Here is a 13866-nt window from a genome sequence, read left to right on the forward strand (position 1 = left end):
CTTTTGACGGGACGGCGATGGCAGATCCTAAACGCTTAGTCCCTCTAGGGGTGCGTATCTGGTAATGAGTAACCCCGACCCACCCGATCAGGAGCGGACGGGCCGAGAGCCGCCCGATCAGGAGCAGCGGGACAGCGATCGGCCCGAGCAAGAACAGGTCCGAGAGGCGGTCGAACGATCCAGAAGCGGCGCACCGGCGGTCGGCGCGGTCGTTCGGGATCGCTTCTCCGCCGACGAGGTCTTCCAGCGGATCGTCGCCGCGGCCGACGAGGAAGTCACCTCGGGGAGCCGCGAACTCTTCTTCAGCGGTATCGCCGCCGGCTTCGCGATCACGATCACTGTCCTGCTATACGCCTCGCTGTACGCCTCGACCGACGGCCATCCGATACTGAGCGCGCTGCTCTATCCGCTCGGCTTCATTTACATCATCATCGGCGGCTACCAGCTCTACACCGAGAACACGCTCCCGCCGGTCGCGCTCTCCCTCGAACGAATCGCGAGCATTCCCGCGCTCTTGCGCCACTGGACGATCGTGCTCGCCGGCAACTTCACCGGCAGTGCGATCGGTGCGGCGGCGCTCGCGTGGGGCGGCGTGTTCTCGCCCGAAGCGGCAGACGCGGCGATGTATCTCGGGACCCACGGCATGGAAACGGCGTGGCTCGATCTGTTCTTCAAGGCGACCTTTGCCGGCCTGATCGTCGCCGGCGTCGTCTGGGTGGAGTACTCCGCGCGCGAAACGATCGCCAGAATCGTCATCGTCTACATGGCGTTCCTCGCGATCCCGATCGGCAACCTGTTCCACGTCGTCACATCGTTCACCGAGATGGCCTACGTCGTTTTCCTCGGTGAGTTCGGTCTCTTCGCCGGCCTGACCCAGTTCGTTCTCCCGGTCCTCCTCGGAAACACCATCGGCGGCATCTTGCTGGTGACCGTCGTCAACTACTTCCAGACGAGCGAACGCCGCCTCGAGTCGGCCCGGTTCGATGGGAACGAACGCCAGCTTTCGATACGGGAGTGGCTGTTCGGCGGCTACGCCGGTCGGTCGTACGTCCCCCTGATCGACACCGCCGGCGTGTCGGAGATCGAAGAGAGCGGGACGTACCGCGTGCTCGTCCCGATCTCGAATCCGCGCACCGAGTCGCGGATCGTCGATCTGGCCTGTACGCTGGCGAACGACCACGAGAACGCGGTCGTCCACGCCGTCCACATCGTCCAGATACCCGATCGGCGGTCGATGCGCTACGGCTCCGGACGGAACGAGCGGATCGTCTCCGAATCCGAGCGGAAGATGGACGGGATCCGCGAGACGATTTCGTCGTACGATATCGGCTGTGAGACCTCGACGGTCGTCTCCCACCGGTCGTTCGAGGACGTCTTCGACACGGCGGAGCGCGAGCGGGCGGACCTCGTCGTCCTCGGCTGGGGAGACAAGCAACCGTGGGGCGCGGGTCCCGCCGAGAGCCGGATCAGAAAGCTGACCAACAACCTCCCCTGCGATTTCCTCGTCCTCAAGGACCGAGACCTGGACACCTCGCGGATCCTCCTGCCCACTGCCGGCGGTCCGGACTCGGACCTCAGCGCCGAAGTCGCTCGAACGCTCGTGCAAGCGGATGGATCGGACGTCTCACTCCTGCACGTCGTCGACGACGCCGAGGAGCGCGCGGCCGGTCGGACGTTCCTCGCGAACTGGGCCTCCGAGCACGATCTCGAGGACGCCGACCTCACGATCGACGACTCGGGCGATATCGAGGGGGCGATCTGTCGCGAAGCCGCCGATCACTCGCTCGTGATCATCGGCGCGACGGAAGCGGGACTCCTCTCGCGGCTGGTGAGCGACTCCCTCCACATGGACGTCGTCAACGAGGTCGACAGTTCGGTCCTGCTCGCCGAGCGACCCAGCAAACGAAACGCCATTCGCCGACTGTTGGGCCGGTAGCCACTCGAGATTTCGCCCGGGAACTGGCCGTGTGCGATTGATTGCCGCACCACGTACTGTTTTCTCCCCGGTTTGCGTACGCCCGGTATGGAGTACACGACGCTCGGTTCGACCGGGATGCAGGTTAGTCGGCTCTGTCTGGGCTGTATGAGCTTCGGCTCGAGCGACTGGCGTGAGTGGGTGCTCGACGACGAGGAGAGCAAAGCGATCATCGACCGCGCGATCGACCTCGGGATCAATTTCTTCGACACCGCGAACATGTACTCGAGAGGCGAGTCCGAGCGAATCCTGGGCGAGGCGCTCGAGGGCCACCGCGAGGAGTCGGTGGTCGCGACGAAGGGCTTCTTCCGGATGCGCGACGACGACCCGAACTCGGGCGGTCTCTCTCGAAAGGCGATCGAGCAGGAACTCGCAGCGAGCCGCGACCGACTGGGGATGGACACGGTCGACCTCTACCAGCCCCACCGCTGGGATCACAACACGCCGGTCGAGACGACGCTCCGCGCGCTCGACGACGCCGTTCGGCGCGGGCACGTCCGCTATATCGGCGCCTCGTCGATGTGGGCCCACCAGTTCGCCGACTCGCTGCACACGAGCGAGTCGCTGGGACTCGAGTGCTTCGCCACGATGCAGAACCACTACAACCTCGTCTACCGTGAGGAGGAGCGCGAGATGCTCCCGCTCTGCGAGAACGAGGGGGTCGGCGTCATGCCGTGGTCGCCGCTAGCTCGAGGGTACCTGACCCGACCGCACGAAGAGATCGATGCCACGACCCGCGGCGAGACCGAGGAGTACCTGTACGAACACCCCTACCGGGAGGGCGGCGGCCAGGAGATTAACGAGCGGGTCGCGGACCTGGCGGACGACAAGGGCGCGACGATGGCCCAGATCGCCCTCTCGTGGTTACTCCACAAGGACTGGGTCGACGCCCCGATCGTCGGCACGACCAGCGTCGAGCATCTGGAGCAGGCCGTCGAAGCGCTCGAGATATCGCTGTCCGAGTCGGACATGGAGTACCTCGAGGAGCCCTACGAGCCGGTTCCGGTGTCCGGTCACCGGTGAGTCGGTTCGACGGCTGGTTCCGAACAACGGCTAATTCGAAACAAAATTCGCAGAACACTCCGCTTTTGTCGGCGTCACTCCAGCGAACATGACACAGTCTCGGTCGTGTCGATCCCCAACAGGTAGTTCCCGCCGCAAAAGCGGGTCGTCGCGTTGAGCAGCAAACCGGCTGCGGCGATCGCTGTCGTGACGGCGATAGCGCGCCGATCAGTCAGTACCGCTGCACCGGCGACCGCGAGCAGCCAGATTCCCAGGACAGCCCTGACGATTCGATCGAGTCCGCCGACGTTTCGCTGCATACTCGCTCAAACGGATTACGGGAAGAAATCGGTACGGCCGAACTTTTCGGGCACGTTTATAAGCTACCGCCACTCGCATTCGCGATCGACGACGACCCGCATTGCGGAGTAACAGTTTTTGAGTCACTCTTCGAACGATTGACGTATGAAACGCGTCCGTATCACGCTCCGTCCACGGGGTGCCTACGCGCCGCCGATCTACAAACGACTGGCAGGCGGGGCCGACTACCTCGAGCGAGCGCGAATCGTCAACTGGAACGTCTCGAATCCGCCGACGGGATTTCTGTTCCGGCTCGAGGGCGACTACCGGCGCTTCGAACGCGAACTCGCGGACAGTCTGATGGTCGCCGATTACGCGGTGCTTCCGATCACGGATCGAGCGTGTTACTGTTTTCTCGAGGGAGCGGTGTCGTCGGCCGCCCGCTCGTTGTTCGAGAACTTCACCCGTGGGAGCCTGATGACCGTGCCGCCGATCGAGTGCAACGACGACGGGACCAACACGTTCACCATCGTCGGAACGGAGCACGATATCCAGGCCGCGGTCGACGGCGTTCCCGACGGCGTCGGCGTCACTGTCGAACAGGTCGGCGGGAAGCGGGTCGCCGCCGACAGCGCCGTCGGCCGGCTGTCCGACCGGCAGCGGGATGCGGCCGAGGCCGCCCTCGAACTGGGCTATTACGACGTGCCGCGGACTGGGACGACTGCGGATGTCGCCGCCGAACTGGGATGTGCGACGGCGACCGCGGCGGAGCACCTCCAGAAAGCCGAGTCGACGGTGTTCGCGTCCCTGTTCGATGGATGAGTGGTGTTCTCACTAACGGAGCCGCTGGCTCTCTCACGGATCACCGACTCGTTCGATGGCCCGCCATCAGATCGGTGGCTCGAGCCACTCGAGCACTGACGAATCTGCGTGATGCCGACTGTACGCGACTCGATGCACGAGTCGCTATCGCAACCGGCGTTCAAAACCGGAGCTATCCGGTCTTCTCGGTCCCGCCCGGACGACACCGCTCTCCCTCCATTCGACCGTCCGTCCGACGGCTAGTTACCGGCCGTCGTATTGTTGCTACCGCCGCTGTTCCCCATCGGGTGCCACCAGTCGTCGTTTTCGAGAATGGACTCCGCGACCTCATCATCCGCCGGATTGACGTTGATCGTGATGAGTTGCTGGTTGTCGCTGAACGGCGTCCACTCTTGGTTCACCTCGAACACCTGCGGTCTGTTCTGCCCTTCCTCCGGTTCCGGGATGTAGCCGAAGTTTTCGTTGTACTGGCCGATCTCGGCGTCCTCGGAGACGAACAGAGAAACGACCTCACCGGTGTTGAGCCACCGGATCTGGTACGTGTTATAGTCCGAGAACCAACTGTCCTGAACGTCTCCATAGTTCGGGGTCCACTCGACGACGCCAGAGACGAACGTGAACCGCGCGTCGGGATGGAAGTTATTGGCGAAGATGAGCGCTTCCCACCCATCGTCAAGGATTCCGTCCTGCGCCGTCGCCGTACCCGCCCCTGCGCCGACGAGTGCCAGACCGGCCGTCGCTGTAGCGCCTTGTTTCATGAACGTCCGACGTGTCGATTCCTCGCTGTCCGTGGTCGGGAGTGTCTCGTGATCCATAGTAGTGACCTCTACAATTGACGACTAGCGCATCGGTCGCCCAATAAGGACAAAGACCGTTTCACCGATCACGCAATCATAATCCGTCTTCGCCTCGAACAGACTCGGATTGTGGAATGGAAGCGTACTACTTGGTGCGGTAACGAACTCTTGAGTCCGTAACATATATCCGGTCGGGTGTGCGACGTCGTCCGTTTCGTCGTAGATCGAAGAGACGTCGTTGTGGTCGTTAGATATCGGGCTCAGCCGGCGGCCACCGAACCGTAGATCACGGCAGCGTGTCGGCGGCCTCGACGAGATCCGCCTCGGTTTCCCACCGATATAGCCGCCCCTCGTCCTCGAGCAGGTCGAAAACGCTGTCCTGCATCCAGTCGAACGCCCGGTCGTCGCCCGGGTACTCCCGCTTGAGGACGTGGCTCTTCTCGAAGTAGTCGGACGTACCCGCGAGCAAGCCCTGTTCAACGAGGAAGCCACTCGGCTCCGCCTCGGCGACGCCGACGATGTGAGTGACCAGATCCGCGACGAGGCAGAACTTCTGGATGCCGTTGTCCCAGTCGCCGCGAACGTCGACCATGCGAAACGCGTAGGCGTCCGAGCGGCGATTCAGCCGATCGACGACCAGATTCAGGCGTCGGATCGGCTCGCGGTCGTAGTTACCGAGCACGAAGTACGAGCGCTCGCTCTCGTAGACCGGCTGGAGTTCGCTCAGCGCGTGGAGGAGTTCCTCGTTGTCCGCGAGCGAGAGCTCCGCGGCCTCGAGTCGCTCCGTCGCGCTCGTGAGTACCTCGTCGGGAACCGGCGGATCGTCATCTGTCATACGCGGTGATTTGCTCGAATTAGGGATAGTAGTTACCGTGTCGTTTCCGTTTCCGATTCTCGATACCGTCGCCGGGTGAGTTACGCCACAGTGATTCACTCCAGGGTAAACTACTTGGTGACGCGCTCCGTAGATGGCCGCATGAGTACCGACGTGGGGGCTCCCGAGGGGGCGAACGCGCGCGAACTCGTCCACTTCGTGACCCAGGAGACGCGGTTCGCGTTGCTGGCGAACATTCTCCAACACCCCGAGGGACTGCCGTCGATGTACGAACTCGAGCGGCTAAACCCGAGCGTAAGCGAGGCGACCGTCTACAAGCACGTCCAGAAGCTGATCGACGCCGGCGTGGTCGAAGCGGTCGCGCTCCCGGATGACGAGCGCCAGCAGGGCTATCCCTGGAAGTTCTATCGGCTGACAGACGAGGGGCGTGCGTTCCTCGCGGAGCACAATCTGCTGGCGGCCGAGGAGACCCTCAAACGCATCTACGAGACGATTTCCGATAAACCCGAGAAGATGGTGAAATACGAGAACGCGCCCCGGCCCGACATCGAGTAGGTCGCTCGAGGCGGCGAAACGAGTCACTCGGGTCGACGGTCCGATTCGGACGCGCCGGCCGCCGCTCAGGAGAGGCGCGCGGCGATGTCGGCCTCAGTGATGATACCGACAGTTTCGCCGGCCTGCGTAATCATCACGGCTTTGTAGTGCTCGAGCAGGTTGCTGATCTCGTCGAGGGTGGCGTCCTTCGAGACGGTCGGGAAGCTCTCGCTCATGTGTTCCTCGACGGGTTCGTCGCGGTCCTCCGAATCGAGGTGGACGAGGTCGGTCTGGCTGATCGAGCCGACCGGAATCCCGTCCTGAATGACCGCCAGTTGGGAGTACGCTTCCTCCTCCATCTTCCGAGCGGCCTCGCTGACGGAATCGCCGGGAGCGACGTTCACGACCGCCTCGTTCATCAGATCGTCGGCGCGAATGACGTCGCTCTCGGCCTTCTCGAGGGCGTTGACGATCCGGCGGAGCGTCGACAGACGCGGGTCGACGTCGCCGCCTTCGATCCGGGCGATCAGCGGCTGGGAGACGTCGGCCGTCTCCGCGAGTTCGCTCTGCGTGAGCCCGAGTTCGGTACGGCGCTGTCGGAGGTCCGCGGGCGTCGGGAGTTCCATACGAAACCATAACCACGGGTTATAGAAAGAGCTTTGGGTGAGTCTCCGTTCCCGCCGCTGCGCTCGTCGGCTACTCGTCGTCCGCTTCGGTCTCGACGATTTCGACCACCGAGAGTGGGACGTCCCGTAGCGCGCCGCCGACCTCGCTCTTCGCGATGCGAGAGGCGTGTTCCTCGCCGTCGGCGTTGAAGACCTCCATCTCGAGCCCGAGGCCGACGAGCGCGGTGTCGGCCGCGATAAAGGCGGAGTCGAACGGTTCCCCGCAGGCCGGACAGCCCGTCGCGCCGACCTCGACCTCGACGTAGTCCATGTCTTCGCTGTTGAGTCGTTTCCCGGCTTCGCTGACGGCCACGCCGATCGCGTCGTCGATCGCGTCGACGTCACGAACGAGCCATGCCGCTTCCATCGCGACGAGATAGTTTCCCATACGTCGTGGTCGGTCTGGGGGGTTTCCTGTCTTGCGGTTCGTCGGCGGCCGTCTCCGAGCGGGTTAATTTGACTCGGGTCCACTCGCTTCCGTCGTCGCTGGGCGGCGCGCACGCGAACAGAATCGTTCCCATAAGTTACGAGAAAACACGGTGTGAACTCCCACCTGCATAGCCGTACATCGCCTCGAGTACGCCTGTAGTTGTATGCGATGAAACTAGAATTGAATCGCAAGCAGGCGGCGACCCAATTTGCGAGAACACGACCGTGCCAGCGAATGGGTCTCACAAAGACTTATATATTCCCTCCGTCTGAGCACGGCTGAACGCCGATGATATCCCGAGCGTACCACGCGACGCTGTTCGTCCTGTATCAGCTGTGCATTGTGATCGGTATCGCTGCCATGCCACTCGCGATCGCCGCCCGTCAGGCCGGATTCAGCCTGCCGATCCACCGCATCCTCGCCACCGTCGAAGCGGCCTACGAAAACGCACGGCGCTAATCAACTGAACCGAGACCGATTCTCCTGCTCGTCGACCGCCGAACCGCCGGCTCTCTCAGCATCGATCACTCGCTTGTCCCGTTCAGCCGCCCTCTAGACGGCCCTTCGGCCCCCTCGAGGCCACTGATTTGCTCGGTCGGTGGAAGCGGAAACGACAGTGGTGACCGCCGGTGTTTTATACCGTCCCGGCCGTATCGTTCCAGCAATGCATACGCCTACAGACGACTCCGACTTCTCCCGGACGGTCGACCAGTTGGCCGACGATCCGAACCCCTACGAGCCGGAGATCGGTTCGATGCCCCAGAACGATCTCACGCGAGCGGACCTGGACAACGTCAACAAGACCGGCACGACGACGATCGGCATCTCCACCGCCGACGGCGTCGTGATCGCGACGGACATGCGCGCCAGTCTCGGCGGGCGCTTCGTCTCGAACAAGAACGTCCAGAAGGTCAAACAGATCCACCCGACCGGCGCGCTCACGCTCGTCGGCTCGGTCGGCGGCGCACAGTCGTTCATCTCGAGCCTCCGCGCCGAGGTCAACCTCTACGAGGCCCGTCGCGGCGAGAACATGAGCATCGACGCCCTCGCGACGCTCGCGGGGAATTTCGCTCGCGGCGGCCCGTTCTTCGCCATCCACCCGATTCTGGGCGGCGTCGACGAGGAGGGCAGCCACGTCTACAGCATCGACCCCGCCGGCGGGGTCATGGAGGACGACTATACCGTCACCGGCAGCGGGATGCAACTCGCATACGGTCACCTCGAGCAGGCCTACGAACCGGACATGTCCACCGAGGAAGCGAAGACGGTCGCCGCACGGAGCATCAAGTCCGCCGTCGAGCGCGACACCGGCTCCGGTAACGGCGTCTTCCTCTGTGAGATCACCGACGAGGGCGTCGACATCCACGGCCATCACGACTTCGACGAAGTCCTCTAACACGGCCGACACGGTTGATTCTCCGATTTTCTCTCGTGGGAGTAGTGATGGCTCCGGTCATCGCAAAGAGCACCCTTTCCGTCGTGCGTCGCTTCCGCTTGCTGCAAGTGAAAACGCGCCGAAACGGCGTCGAAAAGTGACGATCGACTAGTCGAGTCGCGTCGCCTGCTCGAGCTGGTGTTCGGACACGCGGGAGTCGGCGAGTTCGGTCGCCCGTCCCGACTCGCTCGAGCGGTAGATCGCGTCGATGGTTCGCTGGACGGTCAGCGCTTCCTCGACTGTGTTGGTCTCCGGCGCTGTGCCCGCGGCGATAGTCGCGAGGAACTGCTCGTCCTGTTCGCTGTAGCCCGTCACGGCGGCGTCACCGGTCATATCGATATCGGCGTAGTGATCGCCGCCGGCCGTCCCGGCCTCGAGAATGTGGAGATCGGTGTCGCCGATATCGAACTGCGCGCCCGCCTGCGTGCCGCGGACTCTGAAGTCCATGCTCTGTTCGCGGTTGGTCGCCCACGCGGCCTCGAGCGAAATCGTCTCGCCGTTCGCACAGCGAATGAAGGCGCTGACGGAATCGTCGACCTCGTAGGTCTCGGCTTCGGCGTCCCAGTTGTCGCCGAAGCCGTCCGGGTCGGCGTACTCCTCACTGGTTCCGAACGTCGTCCGCGTGACACCGCTGACTTCGACGATTTCGGGGAAGTCGAGCGCGTAGAGTGCGAGGTCGAGGGCGTGGACGCCGATATCGAGCAAGGCACCGCCGCCGGCGAGTTCGGGATCGGTGAACCACGACCCGGGGCCGGGGACGCCGCGCCGTCGGACGTAGTCGGCCTCGACGTGGGTCAGATCGCCGAAGCGGCCGCGGGCGTGTTGTTCGTCGAACATGGACATCGACGCCGCGTGGCGGTTATGGAATCCGACCATACAAATCCCCGGCGAGCGTGCCGCCGTCTCCGCGATCCGTTCGGCGCTCTCGAGGGTGTGGGCGAGCGGTTTCTCGACGAGGACGTCCAGCCCCGCCTCGAGGGCCGCGACGGCGATCGGCTCGTGAAACCGGTTGGGCGTCGTTACGATGACGGCGTCGACCGCGTCGTCGACGACGAGTTCGTCGTGCGTCTCGTAGGTCCGCGAACCGAATTCCCGGGCGAACTGGTCTCGTTGCTCCGGGACGAGGTCCGCGCCAGCAACGACGTCAGCGCCGAGTTCTCGAATGCTCCGCGCGTGGAGATTTCCCATGCCACCGAGGCCGACGATGCCGACCCCGATTCCGTCGCCAATCATATCCAGACCTCCGATTTCGTCTCAGCAGCAATGGAAGGGCAGTGAGAAACCAACCATTTCGAGATCATTTGCGTTCGATCCTGGTCCATAGAGTGTGGCAGTCGGCTATCGAAATAAGGGTTGTGACCGATTAATACGTACAGGCCTTTCGTATTTCACGTATTATTATACTATTACGGCAGTATAGGTAACATATAGTGACTGTTTCTAGTATTCCAGGATGCTGTTTCACTCGTCGGTCTCCCGGCCGATACCGTCCGCCGGGAGCCACTATGATGGCAGTCGCTCGATCCGTTTCGTCGAGATCGGCCGCGACGATGGCTCGTCAGTACGACCGACAGTATAAGGCTCCGGACAGCAGACCGATCGGTCATGGTCGTAGTCACGATCTGGAACGAATTTCGCCACGAACGCGAGGACGACGCAGTCGCGGCCGTCTACCCCGACGGCATTCACGAGACCATCGCAGACGCGCTCGCCGACGACCACGAGGTTCGGACCGCGACGCTCGACGAGCCCGACCACGGTCTCACCGACGACGTCCTCGAGTCGACGGACGTCCTGCTCTGGTGGGGCCACGAGGCGCACGACGAGGTCGCGGACGAAATCGTCGATCGCGTCCACGAGCGCGTCCTCGAGGGGATGGGATTCATCCCGCTGCACTCGAGCCACTACGCGAAGCCTTTCAAGCGCCTTATGGGAACCTCCTGTAGCCTGCAGTACCGCGAGGACGGCGGCACCGAGCGGCTCTGGGTCGTCGATCCCGGCCATCCGATCGCGGACGGCCTGGACGAAGCGATCGAACTCCCCGAAACGGAGATGTACGGCGAGCCGTTCGACGTCCCCGAACCCGACCGGCAGGTGTTCGTCAGCTGGTTCGAGGGGGGCGAGGTGTTCCGCAGCGGCTGCTGTTACCGTCGCGGAAACGGGCGAATATTCTACTTCCGGCCCGGCCACGAGACGTATCCGATCTACGAGAACGAGGCGATTCGGCGGGTACTCCGGAACGCGGTCGTCTGGGCCAGCCCGACCGAGGGGTCGCCGCGGTCGTTCGGAAAGCGGGAGTAGCATCTCACCCGGCTCAACCGCTGCGGAGAGTCGTCGCCAGTTCGACGATCACCTCGAGATCGACGCCGGCCGCCGATTCGAGGCGGTCGCGCACGCCGTCGGCGAAGTCGTTCGGGAGCCCCTCGCCGGGCGGTCGGTCGACGTGAACGGTGATCGTCGGCCGTTCGCCGGTGTAGACGTCAATGAGTTCGTAGTCGATCGCGGTCTCCCGGAACTGCAGTTCGGAGCCGGCCGCGAGTTCCGCCTCGCTCATCGTCTCGAGTTCCGTTTTGACGTCGTGTTCGACCGCGGCGGTGCGGTACGTGCCGTAGGTGATGCCGCCGAGAACGACCGAGAGGACGACGATGGCGACGAGGAGCACCGCGACGCGCGAGCGGAGCCGCCCGTACACGCGTTCGACGGACTCCGTTCGTTCCGGCCGATAGCCGGACAGCCATAACAGGAGCAACGCGGTGAGATTGATCGAGAGCATATTGACGAGGACGAGCGTGCCCGCGGTGAGGACGACCGTCGGATCTCTCCAGGCGATCCCGAGGCCGGCGGTGGCCGCGGGCGGAACGAGCGCGACGGCGATCGCGACGCCGACGAGCACCGATCCGACGTTTCGCGTGAGACTGATGACCGCAGCGACGCCGGAACCCAGCGCGAGAAACAGGGCGAGAAAGTCAGGCGTGATCCGCTCGCGGATCTGCGGGACCGTCGTGATCTCGAACCCCGGCGGAAGCAACACGGTCCCTCTGAGCGCCCAGCCCATCACCGCTGCCGTGAGGACGGCGGCCGCGAGGCCGATCACCTGTAACGCGATACCGCGCGACGCGAGCGCCTCGTCGTCGACGATTACCCCTACGCTGGCCGCCAGCGCCGGTCCCATCAGCGGCGCGACGACCATCGCACCGATGATCGTCGCTGCCGAGTCGAGCAACAATCCGGCCGTCGCGATCGCCGTACTCACGATTAGCAGGCCAAAATAGGTCGACGCTGCCGGTGCGAGATCGGCCGCTCGAGCCCGGAGTTCCTCGCGAGAGATTCTGGTTCCCGAAAACCGGCCGGTCAACTCGTCGGTTCGCTTCGAGACGATCGTTTCCGCGGCCGTGACGACCGTGTACGATCGCTCGTCGAGACCCGCGGCTCGAAGGGCCTCTAACAGCGGCTCGACGGCCGGCGGCGGGACAGGGATCGAAACGAGCGCCTCGAATTCGCCGCGATCCGTGTCTCGAGAGACGGTGTAGTCGACGCCGGCTTCCTCCGCCGTCTCGACGACGAGATCCAGTTCGTCTCGGGGAACGAACACCTGTACGAGACGCATACGACCGATACGGGAGCGACGTGGATAGATCGTTGCCACCCGTGACGGACTGTCTCGAAGTCGCGACCGTTCGGACGGTCCCGGTCACCGCCTCGAGCCGTATCGACGGAGCGGTACCGAAGGGGGCGAGGCCGGTCGATCGCTCAGAACTGTTCCCGTCCCTCGTCCGTAATGACGCTCTCGAGCAACTCGACCGGCGTCGCGTCGTAGGCGGGGTTCTCCACGTCGAAGCCGTCGGCGGGTTCGGCCATGACCTCGCTGCCCGGCCGAAACTCGTTTTCGAAGACGAACCCTTCGCTGACGATCTTCGAGGCCGAGCCGAGGACGGTCACCGGCACGTCCAGTCGGGCTGCCGTCGACGCGATCGGGAAGGTGCCGACGCGATTGTAGAGCGTCTCGTCGACGATGCAGTCCATGCCGACGATGACCCGGTCGCACTCCTCGAGGTAGATCCCGTGGGCGCTGTCGGTGAGAAGCGTCGTTTCAACGCGGTCCATCTCGGCGAGCGTCCGTGCGGTCTTGCGTCCGAGATAGCGCGGTCGGGCCTCGGTGACGTAGACCTCGAACGTCTTACCGGCCGCGGTCGCCTGCTCGAGGGCCTGGATCACCGTCGAAGAGTAGTCGTGTGTCAGCAGCGTCGCGCCGTCCGGGAGGTGATCGACGGCGTTTTCGGCGGCCAGCCGCTTGCCGGACTCGATCCGCGAGACGACCTCGTCGATCTTCTCGCTCGTGAGTCGGTGAGCGTCCTCGACGCTGTCGGGCTCGGCGTCGGCCACGTCGTCGACGACCTCCCGGACGGCGTTTTGTAACGAGGCGTGCGAAGGGTTCGCCCGTCGCAACACGGAGCCGTTTCGCTCGAGCGCGCGGACGTACTCCTCGACGGTCGCGAACTCGCGCTCGACAAGCTCCTCGAGGGCCTTGGCCGCGCGGACAGCGACCACCGAGGAGCTGTGCGTCTGCATCTCCCGAATTTCCTCGGCCGTCTCGTCGATCATACCTACACGGTTTCCCGTCAGCGCAAAAGGTGTTCCGGGTGCCCGCAACCGTCCCGTCGCCGGTCGTTCGAAGGTGCGCCGTCACGCGGTCTCGTCGAACTCGAAAATCCGCTGAAGTTCGTCCTCGATTCGGTCGACGAACGCCTCGAGGACGGGCTCGAACTGTTCGTGGTCGGCCACCGCGCCGACACGAGCCGCCGGCTCGGCCGGGAGTTCGACGCGGAACTCGCCATTACCTTCGTAGAAGGGTTCGCTCTCGCTCAGCACCTGCCGGTCGATGGCACGAAGTACCGCCGAGTCATACTGGCCGTGTAACTGCTGGTAGGCCGCGGAGTACGCCTCCTCGAGTTCCTCGAAGTAGTGAACGTACTTCTCCTCGAACTTTTCGGGGTCGAACTCGGTCATAGCCGTCCGTGCGGACGCTATCGGGTAAACGGTTCGGGACTCCATACCGGGATCGGCCCTCCGG

16 protein-coding genes are annotated in these 13866 nt (G+C 63.9%); 7 read left to right on the plus strand and 9 right to left on the minus strand.

Annotation, left to right across the window (positions count from 1 at the left end; translation table 11 throughout):
• The first annotated feature begins 64 nt into the window (after positions 1-64).
• Together LDH74_RS04855 and LDH74_RS04860 are read left to right on the plus strand one after the other, a co-directional pair.
• Entirely contained in the window at positions 65-1936 is a 1872-nt protein-coding gene (locus LDH74_RS04855) for a formate/nitrite transporter family protein (protein WP_226041403.1), read from the plus strand.
• A gap of 87 nt (positions 1937-2023) precedes the next feature.
• A complete protein-coding gene (locus LDH74_RS04860; RefSeq protein WP_226041404.1) occupies positions 2024-2998 on the plus strand; it encodes an aldo/keto reductase in 975 nt (324 codons plus the stop codon).
• Positions 2999-3072: 74 nt separating this feature from the next.
• Here the strand turns inward: LDH74_RS04860 and LDH74_RS04865 are convergent, their stop codons facing one another.
• Positions 3073-3297, minus strand: coding sequence for a DUF2892 domain-containing protein (locus LDH74_RS04865; protein WP_226041405.1), 225 nt, complete (start codon positions 3295-3297; stop codon positions 3073-3075).
• 145 nt (positions 3298-3442) lie between these two features.
• Here LDH74_RS04865 and LDH74_RS04870 point away from each other — a divergent pair, with 145 nt between their 5' ends.
• A complete protein-coding gene (locus LDH74_RS04870; protein ID WP_226041406.1) occupies positions 3443-4099 on the plus strand; it encodes a helix-turn-helix domain-containing protein in 657 nt (218 codons plus the stop codon).
• 239 nt (positions 4100-4338) lie between these two features.
• Here LDH74_RS04870 and LDH74_RS04875 read toward each other — a convergent pair whose 3' ends face one another.
• Both LDH74_RS04875 and LDH74_RS04880 read right to left on the minus strand, forming a co-directional pair.
• Positions 4339-4914, minus strand: coding sequence for a hypothetical protein (locus LDH74_RS04875; protein ID WP_226041407.1), 576 nt, complete (start codon positions 4912-4914; stop codon positions 4339-4341).
• Positions 4915-5182: 268 nt separating this feature from the next.
• Positions 5183-5731 (minus strand): hypothetical protein, encoded by a 549-nt coding sequence (locus tag LDH74_RS04880; protein ID WP_226041408.1) that lies wholly within the window; start codon positions 5729-5731, stop codon positions 5183-5185.
• Between the two features lie 141 nt (positions 5732-5872).
• Between LDH74_RS04880 and LDH74_RS04885 the strand changes: the two genes are divergently transcribed.
• Entirely contained in the window at positions 5873-6286 is a 414-nt protein-coding gene (locus LDH74_RS04885) for a MarR family winged helix-turn-helix transcriptional regulator (protein ID WP_098723763.1), read from the plus strand.
• Positions 6287-6351: 65 nt separating this feature from the next.
• Here the strand turns inward: LDH74_RS04885 and LDH74_RS04890 are convergent, their stop codons facing one another.
• On the minus strand, positions 6352-6891 hold the full coding sequence (locus LDH74_RS04890; protein WP_098723762.1) for a CBS domain-containing protein: 540 nt from the start codon (positions 6889-6891) through the stop codon (positions 6352-6354).
• 70 nt (positions 6892-6961) lie between these two features.
• Positions 6962-7318, minus strand: coding sequence for a DUF555 domain-containing protein (locus LDH74_RS04895; protein ID WP_226041409.1), 357 nt, complete (start codon positions 7316-7318; stop codon positions 6962-6964).
• A 330-nt stretch (positions 7319-7648) separates the two neighbouring features.
• Here LDH74_RS04895 and LDH74_RS04900 point away from each other — a divergent pair, with 330 nt between their 5' ends.
• Together LDH74_RS04900 and psmB are read left to right on the plus strand one after the other, a co-directional pair.
• A complete protein-coding gene (locus LDH74_RS04900; RefSeq protein WP_226041410.1) occupies positions 7649-7819 on the plus strand; it encodes a hypothetical protein in 171 nt (56 codons plus the stop codon).
• Positions 7820-8024: 205 nt separating this feature from the next.
• The gene (psmB, locus tag LDH74_RS04905; protein ID WP_226041411.1) at positions 8025-8756 is read left to right on the plus strand and encodes an archaeal proteasome endopeptidase complex subunit beta; all 732 of its coding nucleotides are present in this window, start codon (positions 8025-8027) and stop codon (positions 8754-8756) included.
• A 147-nt stretch (positions 8757-8903) separates the two neighbouring features.
• Here the strand turns inward: psmB and LDH74_RS04910 are convergent, their stop codons facing one another.
• Entirely contained in the window at positions 8904-10028 is a 1125-nt protein-coding gene (locus tag LDH74_RS04910; protein ID WP_226041412.1) for a Gfo/Idh/MocA family oxidoreductase, read from the minus strand.
• A 372-nt stretch (positions 10029-10400) separates the two neighbouring features.
• On the opposite strand from LDH74_RS04910, the gene LDH74_RS04915 reads away from it, so the two are divergent.
• Positions 10401-11096, plus strand: coding sequence for a ThuA domain-containing protein (locus tag LDH74_RS04915; RefSeq protein ID WP_226041413.1), 696 nt, complete (start codon positions 10401-10403; stop codon positions 11094-11096).
• 13 nt (positions 11097-11109) lie between these two features.
• Here LDH74_RS04915 and LDH74_RS04920 read toward each other — a convergent pair whose 3' ends face one another.
• From LDH74_RS04920 to LDH74_RS04930, 3 genes are all read right to left on the minus strand, one after another.
• Positions 11110-12402, minus strand: coding sequence for a TIGR00341 family protein (locus tag LDH74_RS04920; RefSeq protein ID WP_226041414.1), 1293 nt, complete (start codon positions 12400-12402; stop codon positions 11110-11112).
• Between the two features lie 143 nt (positions 12403-12545).
• Positions 12546-13397 carry a translation initiation factor eIF-2B gene (locus tag LDH74_RS04925; protein ID WP_226041415.1) on the minus strand — a complete coding sequence of 284 codons (852 nt, stop codon included), beginning with the start codon at positions 13395-13397 and terminating at the stop codon, positions 12546-12548.
• 81 nt (positions 13398-13478) lie between these two features.
• Positions 13479-13802, minus strand: coding sequence for a DUF5783 family protein (locus tag LDH74_RS04930; RefSeq protein ID WP_226041416.1), 324 nt, complete (start codon positions 13800-13802; stop codon positions 13479-13481).
• Positions 13803-13866 lie beyond the last annotated feature (64 nt).

This window comes from Natrinema sp. DC36 (assembly GCF_020405225.1).
Taxonomy (GTDB): domain Archaea; phylum Halobacteriota; class Halobacteria; order Halobacteriales; family Natrialbaceae; genus Natrinema.